Source organism: Janthinobacterium sp. NKUCC06_STL (assembly GCF_019345455.1).
Taxonomy (GTDB): domain Bacteria; phylum Pseudomonadota; class Gammaproteobacteria; order Burkholderiales; family Burkholderiaceae_D; genus Janthinobacterium; species Janthinobacterium rivuli.
Genome location: NZ_JAHKQY010000002.1, coordinates 666,266 through 681,877, shown reverse-complemented (window position 1 = coordinate 681,877; position 15,612 = coordinate 666,266). Strand labels below are relative to the sequence as shown.

General features: G+C 64.4%; 19 protein-coding genes. 9 read left to right on the top strand and 10 right to left on the bottom strand.

What is annotated here, in order from left to right; all coding sequences use genetic code 11:
• Window positions 1-33: 33 nt before the first annotated feature.
• From KO539_RS12120 to KO539_RS12085, 8 genes are all read right to left on the bottom strand, one after another.
• Window positions 34-1,020, bottom strand: a complete 987-nt coding sequence (locus KO539_RS12120) for a FecR domain-containing protein (protein ID WP_219309561.1) — start codon at window positions 1,018-1,020, stop codon at window positions 34-36.
• Window positions 1,017-1,526, bottom strand: a complete 510-nt coding sequence (locus KO539_RS12115) for a sigma-70 family RNA polymerase sigma factor (protein ID WP_219309559.1) — start codon at window positions 1,524-1,526, stop codon at window positions 1,017-1,019. Before KO539_RS12115 ends, KO539_RS12120 begins: the two co-directional genes overlap by 4 nt.
• Before the next feature lie 118 nt (window positions 1,527-1,644).
• The gene (locus KO539_RS12110) at window positions 1,645-2,814 is read right to left on the bottom strand and encodes a HupE/UreJ family protein (protein WP_219309550.1); all 1,170 of its coding nucleotides are present in this window, start codon (window positions 2,812-2,814) and stop codon (window positions 1,645-1,647) included.
• A gap of 17 nt (window positions 2,815-2,831) precedes the next feature.
• Window positions 2,832-4,043, bottom strand: a complete 1,212-nt coding sequence (locus tag KO539_RS12105; protein WP_219309548.1) for a tetratricopeptide repeat protein — start codon at window positions 4,041-4,043, stop codon at window positions 2,832-2,834.
• A 63-nt stretch (window positions 4,044-4,106) separates the two neighbouring features.
• Window positions 4,107-4,352, bottom strand: a complete 246-nt coding sequence (locus KO539_RS12100; RefSeq protein ID WP_219309546.1) for a hypothetical protein — start codon at window positions 4,350-4,352, stop codon at window positions 4,107-4,109.
• 13 nt (window positions 4,353-4,365) lie between these two features.
• Window positions 4,366-5,865 (bottom strand): DUF4331 domain-containing protein, encoded by a 1,500-nt coding sequence (locus KO539_RS12095; RefSeq protein WP_035819270.1) that lies wholly within the window; start codon window positions 5,863-5,865, stop codon window positions 4,366-4,368.
• A 374-nt stretch (window positions 5,866-6,239) separates the two neighbouring features.
• Window positions 6,240-6,887, bottom strand: coding sequence for an NrsF family protein (locus tag KO539_RS12090; protein ID WP_219309544.1), 648 nt, complete (start codon window positions 6,885-6,887; stop codon window positions 6,240-6,242).
• On the bottom strand, window positions 6,884-7,468 hold the full coding sequence (locus KO539_RS12085; RefSeq protein ID WP_219309542.1) for a sigma-70 family RNA polymerase sigma factor: 585 nt from the start codon (window positions 7,466-7,468) through the stop codon (window positions 6,884-6,886). Before KO539_RS12085 ends, KO539_RS12090 begins: the two co-directional genes overlap by 4 nt.
• A gap of 144 nt (window positions 7,469-7,612) precedes the next feature.
• On the opposite strand from KO539_RS12085, the gene KO539_RS12080 reads away from it, so the two are divergent.
• From KO539_RS12080 to KO539_RS12045, 8 genes are all read left to right on the top strand, one after another.
• Window positions 7,613-8,419 (top strand): DUF1223 domain-containing protein, encoded by an 807-nt coding sequence (locus tag KO539_RS12080; protein WP_219309540.1) that lies wholly within the window; start codon window positions 7,613-7,615, stop codon window positions 8,417-8,419.
• Window positions 8,419-9,015: a cytochrome b/b6 domain-containing protein gene (locus tag KO539_RS12075; RefSeq protein WP_219309538.1), complete on the top strand. Its 597-nt coding sequence runs from the start codon at window positions 8,419-8,421 to the stop codon at window positions 9,013-9,015. The genes KO539_RS12080 and KO539_RS12075 overlap by 1 nt, the downstream gene beginning before the upstream one ends.
• 4 nt (window positions 9,016-9,019) lie before the next feature.
• Complete coding sequence (locus KO539_RS12070) at window positions 9,020-9,796, top strand: molybdopterin-dependent oxidoreductase (RefSeq protein WP_219309536.1); 777 nt, start codon at window positions 9,020-9,022, stop codon at window positions 9,794-9,796.
• Between the two features lie 190 nt (window positions 9,797-9,986).
• Window positions 9,987-10,289 (top strand): pentapeptide MXKDX repeat protein, encoded by a 303-nt coding sequence (locus KO539_RS12065; protein ID WP_219309534.1) that lies wholly within the window; start codon window positions 9,987-9,989, stop codon window positions 10,287-10,289.
• Window positions 10,290-10,456: 167 nt separating this feature from the next.
• Window positions 10,457-11,677, top strand: coding sequence for an MFS transporter (locus tag KO539_RS12060; RefSeq protein WP_219309531.1), 1,221 nt, complete (start codon window positions 10,457-10,459; stop codon window positions 11,675-11,677).
• An 8-nt stretch (window positions 11,678-11,685) separates the two neighbouring features.
• Window positions 11,686-12,069: a DUF5071 domain-containing protein gene (locus KO539_RS12055; protein ID WP_219309529.1), complete on the top strand. Its 384-nt coding sequence runs from the start codon at window positions 11,686-11,688 to the stop codon at window positions 12,067-12,069.
• Window positions 12,069-12,617 carry a DUF6714 family protein gene (locus tag KO539_RS12050; protein WP_219309519.1) on the top strand — a complete coding sequence of 183 codons (549 nt, stop codon included), beginning with the start codon at window positions 12,069-12,071 and terminating at the stop codon, window positions 12,615-12,617. The genes KO539_RS12055 and KO539_RS12050 overlap by 1 nt, the downstream gene beginning before the upstream one ends.
• A complete protein-coding gene (locus KO539_RS12045; protein ID WP_257626244.1) occupies window positions 12,571-13,296 on the top strand; it encodes a CatA-like O-acetyltransferase in 726 nt (241 codons plus the stop codon). The genes KO539_RS12050 and KO539_RS12045 overlap by 47 nt, the downstream gene beginning before the upstream one ends.
• Here KO539_RS12045 and KO539_RS12040 read toward each other — a convergent pair.
• Window positions 13,293-14,051: a helix-turn-helix domain-containing protein gene (locus tag KO539_RS12040; RefSeq protein WP_219309517.1), complete on the bottom strand. Its 759-nt coding sequence runs from the start codon at window positions 14,049-14,051 to the stop codon at window positions 13,293-13,295. The genes KO539_RS12045 and KO539_RS12040 overlap by 4 nt on opposite strands.
• A gap of 85 nt (window positions 14,052-14,136) precedes the next feature.
• On the opposite strand from KO539_RS12040, the gene KO539_RS12035 reads away from it, so the two are divergent.
• A complete protein-coding gene (locus tag KO539_RS12035) occupies window positions 14,137-14,898 on the top strand; it encodes an alpha/beta fold hydrolase (RefSeq protein ID WP_219309515.1) in 762 nt (253 codons plus the stop codon).
• Here the strand turns inward: KO539_RS12035 and KO539_RS12030 are convergent, their stop codons facing one another.
• On the bottom strand, window positions 14,899-15,540 hold the full coding sequence (locus KO539_RS12030) for a LysE family translocator (RefSeq protein WP_034755914.1): 642 nt from the start codon (window positions 15,538-15,540) through the stop codon (window positions 14,899-14,901). It abuts the gene before it with no gap.
• Window positions 15,541-15,612 lie beyond the last annotated feature (72 nt).

The following is a 15,612-nucleotide window of genomic DNA, read 5'->3' as shown; positions in this document are numbered from 1 at the left end:
TCAACGTTTTTTCACTTATTTTGCATATATTTTTCAGGCGGCGGGGCGCGGCCCCACGCTGACCCAGTAGCGCGTGCGGTAGCGTAGCTGCACGGGCAGGCTGGCGGCCAGGTTGGCCAGCGAGCGGTCCGTGTCGCGCAGCGAATACACGCCCGTCACGCGCAGGCCGGCGATGGATGCGTCGCAGCGCAGCACGCCGTGACGGTAGCGTCCCAGCTCGGCCAGCAGCTGGTCCAGGCGCATGCGCTCGGCCACCAGGCTGCCATCGGCCCAGGCGGCGGCGCTGTCTTCGACGTTCGTCACGTCTTGCACCACCAGTCGCGTATAGCCGGCCTGCTGGCCCGCCTGCAGGTGTACCGGCGCGGCGTTGTCTTGCGATGGCTCCAGGGCGACTGCGCCCTGGAACACGGCAACACGGCTCTCGCCGTCATCGAGGCGCACGCTAAAACGCGTGCCCAGCGCCGTGGCCGTGCCTTGCGGCGTTGCCACCAGCAGCGGACGGTAGGGGGACGTTGCTTCGTGGGCGCTGGTGACGAGGATGGCGCCCGCGCGCAGCACGATGCGCCGTTCTTCAGCGCCGTACGCCACGTCGATGGCGCTGGCCGTGTCGAGCACCACTTGCGTGCCGTCGGCCAGCGCGATGGCGCGCGTCTCGCCGACAGATGTGCGGTAATCGCCGGCGGCGCGCTGCCACAGGCCCGTTTCGTGCGCCAGCAGGGCCGTGCCGCCGCCCGCCGTGATCAAGCCCAGCAGCTGCAAGGCGCGCCGGCGTCCGACTGTGTGACGCGGCGCTGGTGCCAGAGTGCCGCGCGCCACTTCGCGCGGTAACGCTTCGAATTGCCGGGCAAAGCGCTGCAGCCGGGCCCAGGCCCGTTCGTGTTCGGGATGGGCGGCGCGCCAGGCGGCGCAGGCGTCGGCATCGGCCGCGCTGGCGTCTTCCGCCCACAGCCGCGCCATCCACTCGGCGGCGCGCTGCAGCACGGCGGGGGCGATGGGCGCGCTATCGAGCTGGGAACTCATGCGAATTGCGCCGCGCAGCAGGCCAGCAAGGCGCGGGCGATGTATTTTTCCACCGACGAGACGGAAACGTCGAGGCGCGTGGCGATGTCGGCGTAGGCCATGCCTTCCAGTTTGCACAGCAAGAAGGCCTCGCGCACTTTATGCGGCAAGCTGGCCAGGATGGCGTCGATTTCCATCAGCGCCTCGACGATCAGCGCGCGCATTTCCGGCGTGGGCGCGGCCGCTTCCGGCTGCGCGGCGATGGCGTCCGCGTAGGCTAATTCGATATGCCGGCGGCGGAACAGGTCAACCACCAGGCCGTTGGCGATCTGCGCCAGGTGCTGGCGCGATTCGTCCGGCTCGGGTGCGCGGCCGCGCGCGAGGATGCGCAGATAGGTGTCGTGCGCCAGGTCGGCCGCATCGAAAGCGTTGCCCAGCTTGCGGCGCAGCCAGCCCTGCAGCCAGCCGTGGTGGTCGCTGTAGAGCACTTCGATTTGCCGGTGCAGTTCCAGTTCGGGGCCTAGCATGCCACCTTTCCATGCCATGGTCCGCGGGACAGTCCGGCCTTGATGCGATTGAGAATTGTTCGTATTGTAGCCCGATTGCGCGCGTTTGTGGCTGGCTAGTGGCCGTCCAGCAACGCTGTCAGGCTGAAATCAGCTTGATATCGGCCACCCGCTCCACCAGCCAGACGCACGCCACCAGCGCGATGGCCAGCGAGCCGACGGTCAGCACTTGCCGGTACAACCATGTCTTGCGCAGCAGCCAGGCGAGGGGCAGGAAGGCGGCGACGATGGCCAGTTGGCCGATTTCCACGCCCACGTTAAAGCCCAGCAGGCTGGCCAGCAATGAACCCTGCGGCAAGCCCAGGTCGCGCAGCACGCTGGCAAAGCCGAAACCGTGGATCAGGCCAAACGCGAAGGCGGCCACCGGGCGCTTGCCACGGAACAGCGGCAGCAGATTGTTCAGCGCGGCCAGGATCACGGAAGCGGCAATGGCCGATTCCACCCAGCGCGAGGGCAGTGACACGAGCGAGAGGCTGGCCAGGCTCAAGGTGATGGAGTGGGCGAGTGTAAATGCCGTGATGACTTTGAAAACGTCAAAAAATGCCGCATTCAAACCCAGATGCGAGGTCTGGGGTCGGACCCTCAGGGTCCGACCCCGGTTTTCTGCCGTGGGGTTTAAGCGCTTTTGTTGCTCGCTTATACCAGGCAGCAGCACGGCCGGCAGCAGCAGCGACAAGAGAAACAAAATATGATCGTAGCCGATCCAGATATGCCAGATGCCGTGCTTGACGTAGGCGCCGAACTGCGCCAGGCGGTCGGGCGCGGCAAGGGAAAGCGTCTGGCGCGGGCTGTCCGGGTCGAAGATGGCCGTTTGCGTGGAACCATTGCTATCAATCTTGAACAGTCCCTTGTGCTGCGGATCGAGGTCCGCGAACAGGGTGTAGCCGATGGTGAGGCTGGCCGGGGCAGCACCGGGACAGCTGGCCTGGAAGCGCAGCACGCTGTAGGCGCCGTCCGTATGATGGTCGATCAGCTGCTCGACGGCTTTCAAGGGGCACACGCCCTGGTCGCTGGCCACTTGCAGGCGCTGCAAGGCGTAGGCGGCGATGGCGGCGTGGCGCGCGCGGATTTCATCCCACGTCAGCGCGCCGTCGCCATTGCCATCGAGGCCGATGGCGAAATCGAGGTCGCGCAGGGCGATATCCCATTGCCCGTCGATCTGCTGGCCGTGCACGGCCAGGCTCAGGTAGCTGTCGCTGGGCTTGTGGGCTTGCGCGGGCGCGAGCCACATCCACAGGAGCAAAACCATGCAAGGCAGGCGCAGTTTCACAGGGCACCCACTTTCTTTGCACTACTGAGTTTCTGCCCATCCTGCGGCCCCAGCTGCCTGACGAGCCGCTGCAGGGCCACGTCTTCCACACCATTCGCTGTGATCCAGGCCAGTACGGGCTGTGCCGCCGAATAGTTGCGCGCGGCCAGCGCTGCTTCCAGCAAGATGCGCATGTCGGGCACTTCCTTCTGGATGGCCCAGTTTTTTTGCGCCAGTTGCAGGGCGGCCGGCACATCCTGTTGCACAAACAGGGCGAAACGGGCTTGCTCGCGCTGGTGCACGGTGTCGCCGCGCTGCATGGCGGCGTTGAAGCGGGCCGCCAGTTCCGCTTTCGCCGCCAGGAAGGCTGCCTGCTGGCCGGGCAGCGCTTGCAGGGCCAGCGCGTAACGCAGCAGCAGGGCGTCGATGCGCTGCTGCTCTTTCAATAGTTTGACGACTTCCTGCGGGCGCTGGCGGTCGAGCAGGAAATCCGCGTAGGCGCCCAGCAGATAGCTGTCGCGCGGCTGCTGCGCCAGCGCCCTGGTGTAGCGCGCTTCGGCCAGCGCCCACTCTCCGCGCCGCGTGGCCATTTCCGCCAGCAGGGTTGCGGCCCAGCTTTCCAGTTCGGGCGCCGCGCCGGCGCTTCTTTGCAGGGTCAGATCCAGCAATCGCTCGCTGGCGGCGGCGCGGCCCGTGACGCTGGCGATATTGGCAAGGCAGGTGACGGTGACGAGCTGCGTTGTCAAGGCCGACAGCCGGGCGCAGCTGGCCGTCGCCTTCGCGTAGTCGCCCTGCACGGTGAGGACTGTCGCGCGCGTCAGCCAGGCCTGGCCGTTTTGCGGCTGCTGCGCGATGACGGCGTCGAGGTCTTGCAGGGCGGGGCCGAAATGGTGGGTGCTTTGCAAAATGGTGGCGCGCAGCAAACGCACGGGGACGGGCGGCGCAGCCTGCCGCCACCACGGTGCCAGCGCCGCTTGCGCATAACCGAGGTAACGCGGATCCGTGTCGCTGCGCGCCAGGGCAATGTAGCGCTGCGCCAGGCCGCTGGCCAGGGCCAGGTCTTGCGGGGTGGTATTCAATTGCTGGCGCAAGGCGCGCAGTTCAAGTTGCGTGGCGTCGGCGCGGCGCGGCAGCTGTTCGATGACGGCGCCGCCATCTTTCGGCGTGTAGGGCGCGGCCCATGCCAGCAAGGGCAGGCAGGCGCACAACAGGGAAATCGGTGTTTTCATCGTGGACGCCATCGACGGTGATTGGTATAGGCGCCGGAGAGCTCACTCGCCGGCGCCCGCACGTTACAGTGGTACCGGCTCCGTATTGTCCGGAGACGTCGCCATGATGGCGTCGATGCCCACGCCATCCTTGTCATCGCTGGTGGTCAGGATGACGTTGCTGACGGCCACATAAAATGCGTCGAGCAGGACGACGGGAGGGGGATTGATGCCACCGCTATCGCCGCCGTGGCTGCTGCTACCGCCGCCACCGCAGCCGGCCAGCAAGGCCGTGAGCGCCAGGGCGCCGCATGCATAGAGCTTTTTCATCGCGTTCTCCTGGTTACAGCTGCGGCGAACCGGCCACGGGATTTTTCAGGTAGGGGAAGCCTGCCGTGAACGACGTTTCGTCAAGGAAGGCGCCATCCGTGAAGTGCAGGCCGCCGGCCGGTGCGTCGGCCGGGGCGCAGCCGATGTTCAGGGTGCACAGCTTGCCCATGGCCACGCGCAGCACCACGTCCACCACGTCGTCGCCGGGGCGGCGGCCGTTCGGGAAGCCCGCGTTATCGCCGCCGATGACGCCGAGGCGGTTTTGCGCACCGACGTTGGTGGCGGCGATCGAGGTATTCAGGCGCAGCATTTCGGACGCCGTCACGGTGACGGGCTGGTTCACGCCCTTGATGCCCGTCAAAAAGGTGGCCACCAGGTCGTTGCGGGGGAAGTTGGTGGGCGCCTTGGCGCCGGCCGAGCCGTACAGCACTTCCACCAGGGCTGGCGCCGTGGGGTTGGTGACGTAGTCGGCAAATTGCGCGTCGCCCGACGGCTTGCTGGCGTTGAAGCGGTCCTTGTCCTTCAGGCCGATGACCAGTTCATTTACCAACGGCATACCCAGGCGCGACACTTGCACCCACGCGCCGCCTTCCTTCGAGGCCGCGGTGGCCGTGCCGGGAGCCGGGTTCAGCAAGCGGCCCTGGCGCAGGCTGGCCGTGGTCCAGCCGCCGATGACGGGGTCGGCGCCGGCGGTCAGGCAGGCGGTCGGCACTTCCATCTCGATGGCCGTGACGTTTTTCTTCGCCAGGTCATCCTTGGCAGCGGACTCCGCATTCGCGGCAAACTCCGTGGCGGGCGCCTTGATGTTGATCAAGTCGAACGTTTCGCCCAGGTTCACCACGAACGGGTCCTTGCGCTGGCCGACGAACAGGCGCGCCGGCGTGGCGCAGCCGGGAATGTTGACGGCGTACACATGCTGCGCGGCATACGCGGCGTAATTGGGGATGGCCTTGTTGCCGATATTGTCGACCGGCTTGTCGAAGGTCGTGCCGCCGCCGCTGGCGTTGGTGACGCTGCTGCGCGTGCCCGTGCGGCGGTCGCCCCGCACCACCGTCACGCTGTAGGTTTCGCGCACGTTCAGGCCGGCCGGGTTGACGGAATCGATGGCGCCGCCGTTGATGACGAGCGGAATCGAGACTTTCTTGCCGCCTACGGTGAACTGGCCATCCTTGATGGTGTTGGTGAAGCGGAACTGGAAGGTGAGGTCTTCCTTGCCGTCGCCGTTGTTGTCGATATGGATTTCATACAGGGCGTTCGGGTCCATGGCGAAGTAGTTCGGGCCGCCGTACGCGTCTTGCAGGGGAATATAGTCGGCCACCAGGGTGGTGTAGGCGCCGCGCCCCGTTTCATAGCTGCGGAACATATAGAAGTCGGTGGCGTCGACTTTGGGGTTTTGCGTGATGAACGGCGCTTCGCGGTGGCTGGAAGCGAAGGCCGATGGCGCGATGGCCAAAGCCAGCAGGTTGCCCAGGAGGGCGGCGCCCAGTGCGGTTTTCGAGTGTAACAATGACATGTCGATTCTCCCTGATTGTTATGTGCATACGTAGGACTAGCGGGAATTACGGGGCTGCATCAGTTGTACGGAGCGCCAGCGCGATCAGATTCATTCCTTGCAAATTAATTTTGGGCAGCGGAATGAACGGCCGTCGATCGCCAGGGGCTGGCGCACGAGGTCGAATCTACGTGGATATTGCACGTCAGTAAGAAAAAATATTTTGTGGACAAGAAGAGACGCCGCCACCAGTGATGGCGATAGCCTGTTGCGCTATGTCGCGGCGTTTGCGAAGGCGTGTACGGGGCGCGTGGGAATGCGTGAGTATGCGGATATGGAGACGATAGACGCTCGAAACCCGCTTGACCGGCGCCCCGCTTGCGGGGAGAGTGTGTTTACCAGGCCAGCACTTTGGGCCCGATGGCCGCGCCGATGGCGGTCGGCACCAGCATGCCCAGCACGTACCAGAAGCCGACGAAGCTGGCCGCCAGTTCCGGGCAATGCAGGCAATACACGAGCGCTGCCATTGCGCCGGCGGCAAAGCCGGCCGCAGCGCCGGCCAGGCGCAAGCGCGTGGGCGCCAGCTGGCGCATCAGGCGCAGCACGGCGGCAAGGATGGGCAGCGACAGCAGGGCGATGAGCAAGGGGCAGCTGCGCCAGGTGGCGCCCCAGAACAGTTCCGCCCGTTGCTCGGGTGGCGCTTCGCTCAGGACGATGGCGCCCAGCGCCCACATCAGCAGCAAGGGCATGGCGAGCAGCAGGAGCAGGGCGCGGGTGGTGGCGCCCGGCACGCACAGGCGGCGGCTGATGTGCCAGGCCGCCAGGGAGAGGCAGATGACGAAACCGACCTTGATCCAGAAGTCGGGCAGCAGGGCCAGCTGTTCCAAATTGGGCCGTACGCCCAGCAGCATGGCCATCAGCGCCACGCTGGCCAGCAGCCCGGCGCCCAAGGTGGACGCGGCGCGCCAGTGCGTGCCCGGCGGCGGCGCGGCCGCCACGTCGGGGCCGCTGGCCAGCATGGTGATCAAGTCATCGGTTTTCATGGTGTCGTTATCCTCAAGTTGGCTGCCAGTGCTTTCAAGCCGCGATGCACGGCCACTTTGACGCTGGCTTCCGAAATCCGCATGGCGGCGGCCGTGTCGCGCACGGACCAGCCGTCGAGCTTGGTGTGCACGATGGCGTCGCGCTGCTGCGCGGGCAAGCTGGCCAGCAGCTTGGCCAGGTCGCGGCTGGCCTCGGCCGCCTCCGCATCTGCGCTGGAAAACAGTTCCTGCGCGCTATCTTCTTCGTCGTACGGCAAGTGCTGCGCCTCGCGCCGCCCATGCCGGCGCAGCCAGTCGATCAATTTATAGCGCGCAATCGCATGAATCCACGACGTCAGCGGCACGCCCGTGTCATACGTCAGGCGCTGGTTGTGGATGGCCAGCAAACATTCCTGCACCAGGTCTTCCACCTCATCCGGCCAGCGCTGCAGGCGTCGCCGCAGGAACGCGCGCAAATGGCCGCTGGTGGCTTGCAAGAAACTGCGGTAAGCCGCCGCATCGCCATCGAGTCCGCGCAGCATCAAGCCATGCAGCCGCAGTTCCGTGCCATGCAGGTGTTCGCTTACAGGTATTCGTTGCATGCAGGCCTTTGGTGACAGGCGTTGAAAAAAATAAATTCAAAAATAATGGAGGGTGGCTGTAACCAATCCGGCCATCGCGGCGAATTGACAGGCAAGCACGTTTCTTCATTCACGCTTCTTATTTCAATATACCGGGTAACGACCATGGACATCAAGCACCGCCTTGCAACACTGCTTTTACCCGTCCTGAGCGCGGCCGTGGTCGCCCCGGCCATGGCGCAAATGGCGGCCGGCCAGCGCTGCGCCGTGCAAAGCGGGCCACAGACGGCGGCGCTGGTGGAGCTGTACAGCAGCGAAGGCTGCTCCAGCTGTCCGCCTGCCGACCAGCGCCTGAGCGCCTTGCGCAAGGAAGCGGGAGCGGCCAGCCTGATCGTGCCGCTGGCCTTGCACGTCACCTACTGGGACCAGATCGGCTGGACGGATCCGCTGGCGCAGGCGCAATTCGACGCGCGCCAGGCTGAATTGCTGCGCCACCAGCCGCGCCACGTGGCCTACACGCCGCAGTTTTTCGTCGGCGGCACGGAATTGCGCAGCTGGGATACGCAACTGCCGGCCGCCATCCGCCGCATCAACGCCACCGCCGCGCCCGTCAAGATTGACCTATCCGCCACGCCGGGGCCAGGTGGCAAGCTGCTGCTGGAAGCCCATGCCAGCGCGCCGGACGCACAGACGGGCGGCCAGCTGTACGTGGCCATCAGCGAAAGCGCGATCGTCTCGAAAGTGCTGCGCGGCGAAAACCGCGGCGCCACCCTGCAGCACGATGCGGCCGTGCGCCTGTGGCTGGGACCGGTTGCGCTGGCGCAAGGCCGCGCCCAGTTGCGCCGAGAAGTCAAGCTGCCCGCTAGCTGGCGTCCGGAGCAGCTGCAAGTGGTCGCCTTCGTGCAGCGCAGCGACAGCAGCGCCATCCTGCAAGCCGTCAGCACGGCATCCTGCGCGAAGGGAGCGATGTGATGAACGGACAAGCAAACGTGATCCACCCCGCCTGGCTGCGCATCACGCACTGGCTCAATGCCGTGGCCGTGGTCGTGCTGGCCACCAGCGGCTGGCGCATTTATAACGCGGCGCCATTCTTCCCGTTCGAACTGCCGCGCGCGCTGACCCTGGGCGGCTGGCTCGGCGGCGCGCTGCAATGGCATTTTGCCGCCATGTGGCTGCTGGTGGCCAATGGCTTGCTGTATCTGATTATCAATATCGTCTCGGGACGGCTGCGGCGCCAGTTCTTTCCCCTGTCGCCGCGCCTGCTGCTGGCCGATTTCGCCGCCGCGCTGAAGGGCAAGCTGGCCCATGCTGACCCGCGCCACTACAACATGGTGCAGCGCGCCGCCTACCTGTTCGTCATGCTCGACTGCATCGTGCTGGTGCTGTCCGGCCTGGTGCTGTGGAAATCCGTGCAATTCCCCCAGCTGCGCGAGCTGATGGGCGGCTACGAGAGCGCGCGCCGGGTCCACTTCATCGCCATGGCGCTGCTGACGGGCTTTGTCGGCGTGCACCTGCTGATGGTGGCGCTGGTGCCGCGCACCCTGGTCGCCATGCTGCGCGGCCGCTAAGGAGATGAGCATGAAAAAAACCATCCTCGTGCCAAGGCAGGGCCAGGCCATGCTGGCCGACGCCTTGCGCCAGATCAAGCAGCCGTCGCGCCGTTTGTTCCTGCAGCGCAGTTTGACCCTGGGCGGCCTGTCCTTGCTGACGGGATGCAACGCCAGCGACCCGTCCGCCATCGAGACGGCCCTGACGGCGGTGTCGCGCATGAATGACACGGTGCAGGGCTGGCTGTTTGATCCGAACAAACTGGCGCCGACCTACCCGGACTCCATGATCACGCGGCCGTTCCCCTTCAACGCCTATTACGGCGAGGATGAAGTGGAAGAGGTCGATGGCGACGCCTGGCGCCTGGAGTTGAGCGGCTTGATCGCCGACAAGAAGCCGTGGACCTTGCCGCAGCTGCGCGCCTTGCCGCAGGAAACGCAAGTGACGCGCCACATTTGCGTGGAAGGCTGGAGCGCCATCGGCAAGTGGGGCGGCGTGCCGTTTTCCCACTTCCTGAAGCGGGTCGGCGCCGACACGACGGCCAAATACATCGGTTTCAAGTGCGCCGACGATTATTTCACCAGCATCGACATGGCCACGGCCCTGCACCCGCAAACCATCATGGCCCTGACGTATGACGGCCAGGAATTGCCGCCCAAGTATGGCTATCCGATGAAATTGCGTATGCCGACCAAGCTGGGCTACAAGAATCCCAAGCACATCCAGGCGATTTTCGTGACGAATTCCTACCCGGGAGGGTATTGGGAGAATCAGGGCTACAACTGGTTCGGCGGATCTTAGGAAGACCGGGGAGCCGGCCAGTGCGGCGTTGCATTGCCTTGTCGTACTAATCGTACTGCCTGCGCCAATGCGCCTGGCCCTGACCACCTCCCGGCCTTCCTGTTATTTAGCAGCAAGCAACACCTGTAGCACAGCAACAGCTTTACCACCGGGCAATCTCGCCCATCCAACATTGAGACAAGGACATATCATGAAAACCACCATCACCGCCATTATCGCTTCCGCCATCTTCATGTCGGGCGCCGCTTTCGCCCAGGACGCCATGAAAAAAGATGCCATGGCCAAGGATGCTTCGGCCGACGCCATGCACAAGGATGCGATGGGCAAGGACGGCATGAAGAAGCCGATGGCCAAGAAGCACATGAAGAAGGATCACATGGCCAAGGATGGCATGGCAAAAGATACCATGGCGAAAGACGGCATGGCCAAGGGCGAGATGAAAAAGGATGAAATGAAAAAGGATGGCATGGCGAAGGATGCGATGGCCAAGTAAGGTGGAAGCCCGGTGCCGTCAACGTGACGGCGCCGGGCCTGGTTTGCGCTCCCCCTGCGTTTGCGTCAGACCAATCTTGCAATAATATTATTCTTGCTACGCTTCAAGATGCGAAGTTGCCAATTGGTGTAAGCTGGCTGTCTCGCGTTTTCCCCGCTTGCAGAATCATGAACGAACCATCGCTTGCCGCGCTGTCCCCCGAAGCACCTCCCTCCGACAAACCGATACGCCGCCGCTCGCTGTTCGCCGCCTGCAGCGCGCATGCCGTGCATGACGGCTTGACGGACGTCATTTACGTGCTGTTGCCCATCTGGCAGGCGCAGTTTGCCATCAGCTATGCCATGGTAGGCCTGTTGCGCGGTTCCTACTCGGGCATGATGGCCGGTTTCCAGCTGCTGGCCAGCCGCATGGCCAGGCGCTGGGGGCGCGAACGCCTGCTGGTGGGCGGCACGGCGCTGGCCGGGGTCGCCTACCTGATCGCAGGGCAGGCGGGCGGCTTGGGCGTGCTGCTGTTCGCGCTGCTGCTGGGAGGCCTGGGCGCCAGCACCCAGCATCCGCTGGCCTCGTCCATCGTCACCGATACGCACGAGGCGGGCGGCGGCGTGAAGGAGGCACTGTCGCACTATAACTTTGCCGGCGATATCGGCAAGACCCTGATTCCCGCGCTGGTGGGCTTGCTGTTGCTGGTGTGCAGCTGGCAAGCCAGCGTTTCGCTGCTGGGCTTGCTGGGGCTGGCTGCGGCGGGCTTGCTGTGGTGGCTGCTGCCGAAACCGGGCGAGCTGCAAGCCGGCGCAAAGAAGGCGGGCAAGATCATCGTAGGCAGCGGCTCGAAAGGCAGCTTTCGTGCGCTGCTGGCCACGGGCACCCTCGACAGCGCCGTGCGCATGGGCTTTCTCACCTTTTTGCCATTCCTGCTGAAAAGCAAGGGCGCTGGCACGGCCGGCATCGGCGTGGCCCTGTCTCTGCTGTTTGTGGGCGGCGCCTTCGGCAAGCTGCTGTGCGGCTATCTGGGTGCGCGCATCGGCATGATGAAGACCGTGTGGCTGACGGAATCGATGACCTCGCTGCTGATCGTGCTGGCCCTGTGGCTGCCGCTGGCCGGCGTCATGGCCATGCTGCCCCTGCTGGGGCTGGCGCTGAACGGCACCTCGTCCGTGTTGTACGGCGCCGTGCCGGAACTGGCTGAGCCCGGCAAGCGCGAGCATGCGTTCGCGCTGTTCTACACGGGCAGCATCGGCGGCGGCGCGCTGTCGCCCGTGCTGTTCGGCGCGCTGGGTGACCATACGAGCGTGCCGACGGCCTTGCTGGCGCTGGCGGCCGTGTTGCTGCTCACTTTACCGCTGGCGTGGAAAGTGCAGCGGGGCCTGGCGCACGGCGGCACCACATGACACCACGCATGACGCTGCCATTGCCGCGCGATAAACACGATACGCAGCATGCGCAAGCCCTGATCGCATTGCCATGGGACGACATTGCTCCAGCCATGCCGCAGATCCTGGAATGGGTGCAAGACGCGAACTGGCCCGTGGCCGCCGTGCTGCTGCCGTATCTGGCCGGCATCGGTCCGCGCTTGGCCCCGGATGTGAAAACGGTGCTGGCCGGCAATGACGAACAATGGAAGTATTTTATTTTGCAGGGCATCGTGCGCCATTCTCCCGGGCTGGCGGCGGCCTTGAATGGGGAATTGACCCGCCTCGCCCTGATGCCAACGCCAGGTGAGGTGGAAGAGGGCGTGGTCGAGGTGGCCCGGGCGATTTTGGGGATATCCAAGGATTTTTAATGAATTGTTCAGATAATGTATCGACGGCCACGGCGGACGCGGCCAGCCTGATTGCCTGCATTGAACGCGAGTTCGCTGGTACGCAGCGCGCGGAAACATCTTTGCGCCAATTTCTCTTGACGGATAAATATGGTATGTCGGAGGACATCAGCGAGAGGGAATGGGTTGCAAGCGGCAAGGATCGAGTCGATTCGATCTGGCAAGAGATTCCCGATGCTGAAATCGAGGAGGGCGAAGGTTTGCTCGCCCATATGGAGGCTGAGGAATTTCTGTATTACTTGCCGGCATACATGCGCTACGCTGTGGCATATCAGCATCGGGCAAGCTGGGAAACAGATGTGCTCGGAATGACAGTGCATGCGCTTTCACCGTCTGAAAAGAACCGGGATTCGCGCGCCTATGCGATCGCGAAGTACGCTGGCTTCAATGCGGCGCAAAGACAGGCCGTCGTGCAATTCCTGACGTTTGTCGCACAGGTGGATGAGAGCCTGCCTGGACAGTATGCCCTGGCCGCCCTGGCAAATTACTGGCAAGCCGATACTGCGTGACTTGCCCGCCAGCACCACCATCGTCTACACTCGCCGCATGAAAAATTTTGAAAAGCGGCGCGACCGCTATGACTTGTTCCGCGCGTTCGACAATCCCCTCGTCAACATCAACTTCCAGCTCGACGTGCCGGACTTCCGACCGTACTGCAAGGCGCAGAATATCCCCGTGTTTCATTTTTTCCTGTTTTGCCTGCTCAATACGGTCAGGGAAATCGACAACTTCATGTACCGCATCTACCAGGGCGAAGTGATACGCATCGACGATTTCCCCGCCTCGTACACCGTCATCAACGGCGATGATAACCTCAACTACACGCGTTTCACGATGACGGACCAGCTCGATGTATTCATCGCGCGCAGCCTGGAAGCCAAGCGCCTGGCCGAAGCCAGTTCCGCGCTGATCAATACGGGCGAGGGCGAGACCGAGCGCGAGCAGCGCAACAATATTTTCATCACCTGCCTGCCCTGGTTGGAACTGGCGGCCATCGAGCACCCGATCTACCGCCACCGCGATGCCGACATCCCGACCTTTACCTGGGGCAAGTTCGGCCCCGCGCAGGACGATGGCCGCATGCGGATACCGTTTTCCGCGCAAGCCCACCATGGCTTTGTCGATGGCTACCATGTGCAGAAACTGGCGCAGGCGCTGGCGCGGCGTATCGCCGCCATCATTGCCTAAGCTAGATAATCGCTGGGCGCCTGGCCCAGCACGCGGCGGAAGGCGGCCGTAAAGGCGCTGGGGCTGGCATAGCCGAGGTCGAGCGCGATCCTGGTGACGGCTTGTCCGTCGGCCAGCCGCGTGATGGCCGCCAGCAGGCACGCTTGCTGGCGCCATTGGGCAAAGGCGAGGCCCGTCTGGGCGCGGAATTGGCGCGTAAAGGTGCGCCGGCTCATGCCCGCCTGCGCCGCCATCGCATCCAGGCTGCTGTCCAGGCTCGGTTGCCGTAGAAATTCCGTGCACAGCCGCGCCAGCCGGGGCTCCTGCGGCAGGGGCGCGCTCAGGGGCAGCGGCTGGGCGGCGGCAATCTCATCAAGCAGCAAGGCCATCAGCCGCCCCGCCCGCGATTGTTCCGCATACAAGGCCTCCACAGTCACGGCCTCGGCCAACAACTGGCGCAGCAGAGGCGAGGCGTCCAGGACCTGGCAGTGGGACGGCAAGCCGCTTCCGGCGATGGCGGGCGCGTCGATAAACACGTTGTGCATGGTCACGGCGCCGTGCATGCGCATGCCGTGGACGAGCTGGGCCGGTACCCAGCAAGCGCGCTGCGGCGGCACCAGCCAGTTGCCTTGCGGCGTGTGCACGCTGATGACGCCCCGCGCCGCATACGCAAATTGCCCACGCGCATGGTTGTGGCTGGGAAAGACGGCATCAGCCGCATAGTCGCGCGCCGTGGCGATCAAGGGCCGCGGCACTTCCGTATAAAAATCATCCATGGCCCATACTCTACAGTATTTGACCTGGCATCGAAGGCGGGCCGTTTAAAGACCGCTTACCATGCACTCTTTTTCAGGAGTGAGCATGCACAATACTTATCACCGCGTGGGCCATGGCCCGCATGCCGTCATCTTCCTGCACGGCTGGTTTGGCGACGCGCACGCATTCGCGCCGATGGAAGTGGCCCTCGATGGCGCCAGTTTCAGTTATGTCTTCATGGACAATCGCGGCTATGGCGGCATGCGCGGCGCGGCAGGAACATACTCGATTGACGAGGTCGCCCGCGACGCCCTGACCCTGGCCGATGCGCTGGGCTTGGACACCTTCAGCGTGGTGGGGCACTCGATGGGCGGCATGGCGCTGGAACGGCTGGCCTTGCTGGCGCCCTTGCGCCTGCGCAAACTGGTGGCCGTGGCGCCCGTGCCCAGCTGCGGCGTGGACTTTGACGCGGCGGCTCGCGCGACGTTTCTCGCGGCCGTTGATAGCGTGGCGGCGCGGCGCGCCATCATCGACCGCAGCACGGGTGGGCGCTTGCCTGCCGCCTGGCTGGACTGGAAGGCGCAGTATTCGTGGGAAAGGTCGGATCCAGCCGCGTTTGGCGCCTATTTCCTGGCCTGGAGCGGGACGGATTTTAGTGAGGAAATCAAGGCAGCGCGCGTCGAATTGCCCTTGCTGGCGCTGGTGGGAGAGCACGATCCCCGTTTCGATGCGGCCCTGATGCGCCGCACGTATCTGGCGTGGTACCCGCAAGCCCGGCTGGAGGTGCTGGGCAATGCGGGACACTATCCGATGAATGAAACGCCGCTGGCCCTGGCGGCCAGCATCGAGACATTTTTACTACAGTAATTACGCTGCCTTGCTGCGCAGGCGCAGCAGGCTCAGGCCCAGCAAGACGAAAGCGCCGCCCGTGATGCGGTTGAACAGCTTGGCGCGGCCCGGCGTGGCCAGCTGGGTTTTCAGCAGGCGCGCCAGGTTGGCGTAGAACAAGTGGGCCAGCATGGCGCAGGCGACAAACGAGGTCGTCAGCACGGTGAACTGGATGGCCACCGGTTCGCCCGGCGTGATGAATTGCGGGAACAGTGCCGAGAAGAACAGGATGGCTTTCGGATTGGTCAGCGCCACCGTCAAGCCCTGGCGGAACAGTTTCCAGAACGAATTTGGATTCGCCGCGCCGGCCACCACAGGGGCATCGGCCACGACGCTGGTCTTGCTGCGCCATTGCTTGATGCCCAGATACACCAGGTACAGGGCGCCAGCCAGCTTCAGCAGCATGAAGGCCGTGGCCGAGGTGGCCAGCACGACGCCCATGCCGGCCATGGCCACGCCGGAAATGATGAACAAGCCAAAACCATTGCCCATGCTGCTGATCATCGCGCGGCGCGGGCCGACAGCGATGGCATTCGAGATAGCCAGCAAGACGGCCGGGCCGGGAGAAAACGTGACGAGCAGGGCGACGCTGCAGAAAAGCAGCCAGTTCGAGAGATGCATGGGTGTTCCTGGGTGGGGCCGAAGCCGGATTGAGAGTCAAAACACCTGTATTGTACGAAGTTTTCGGCTCCC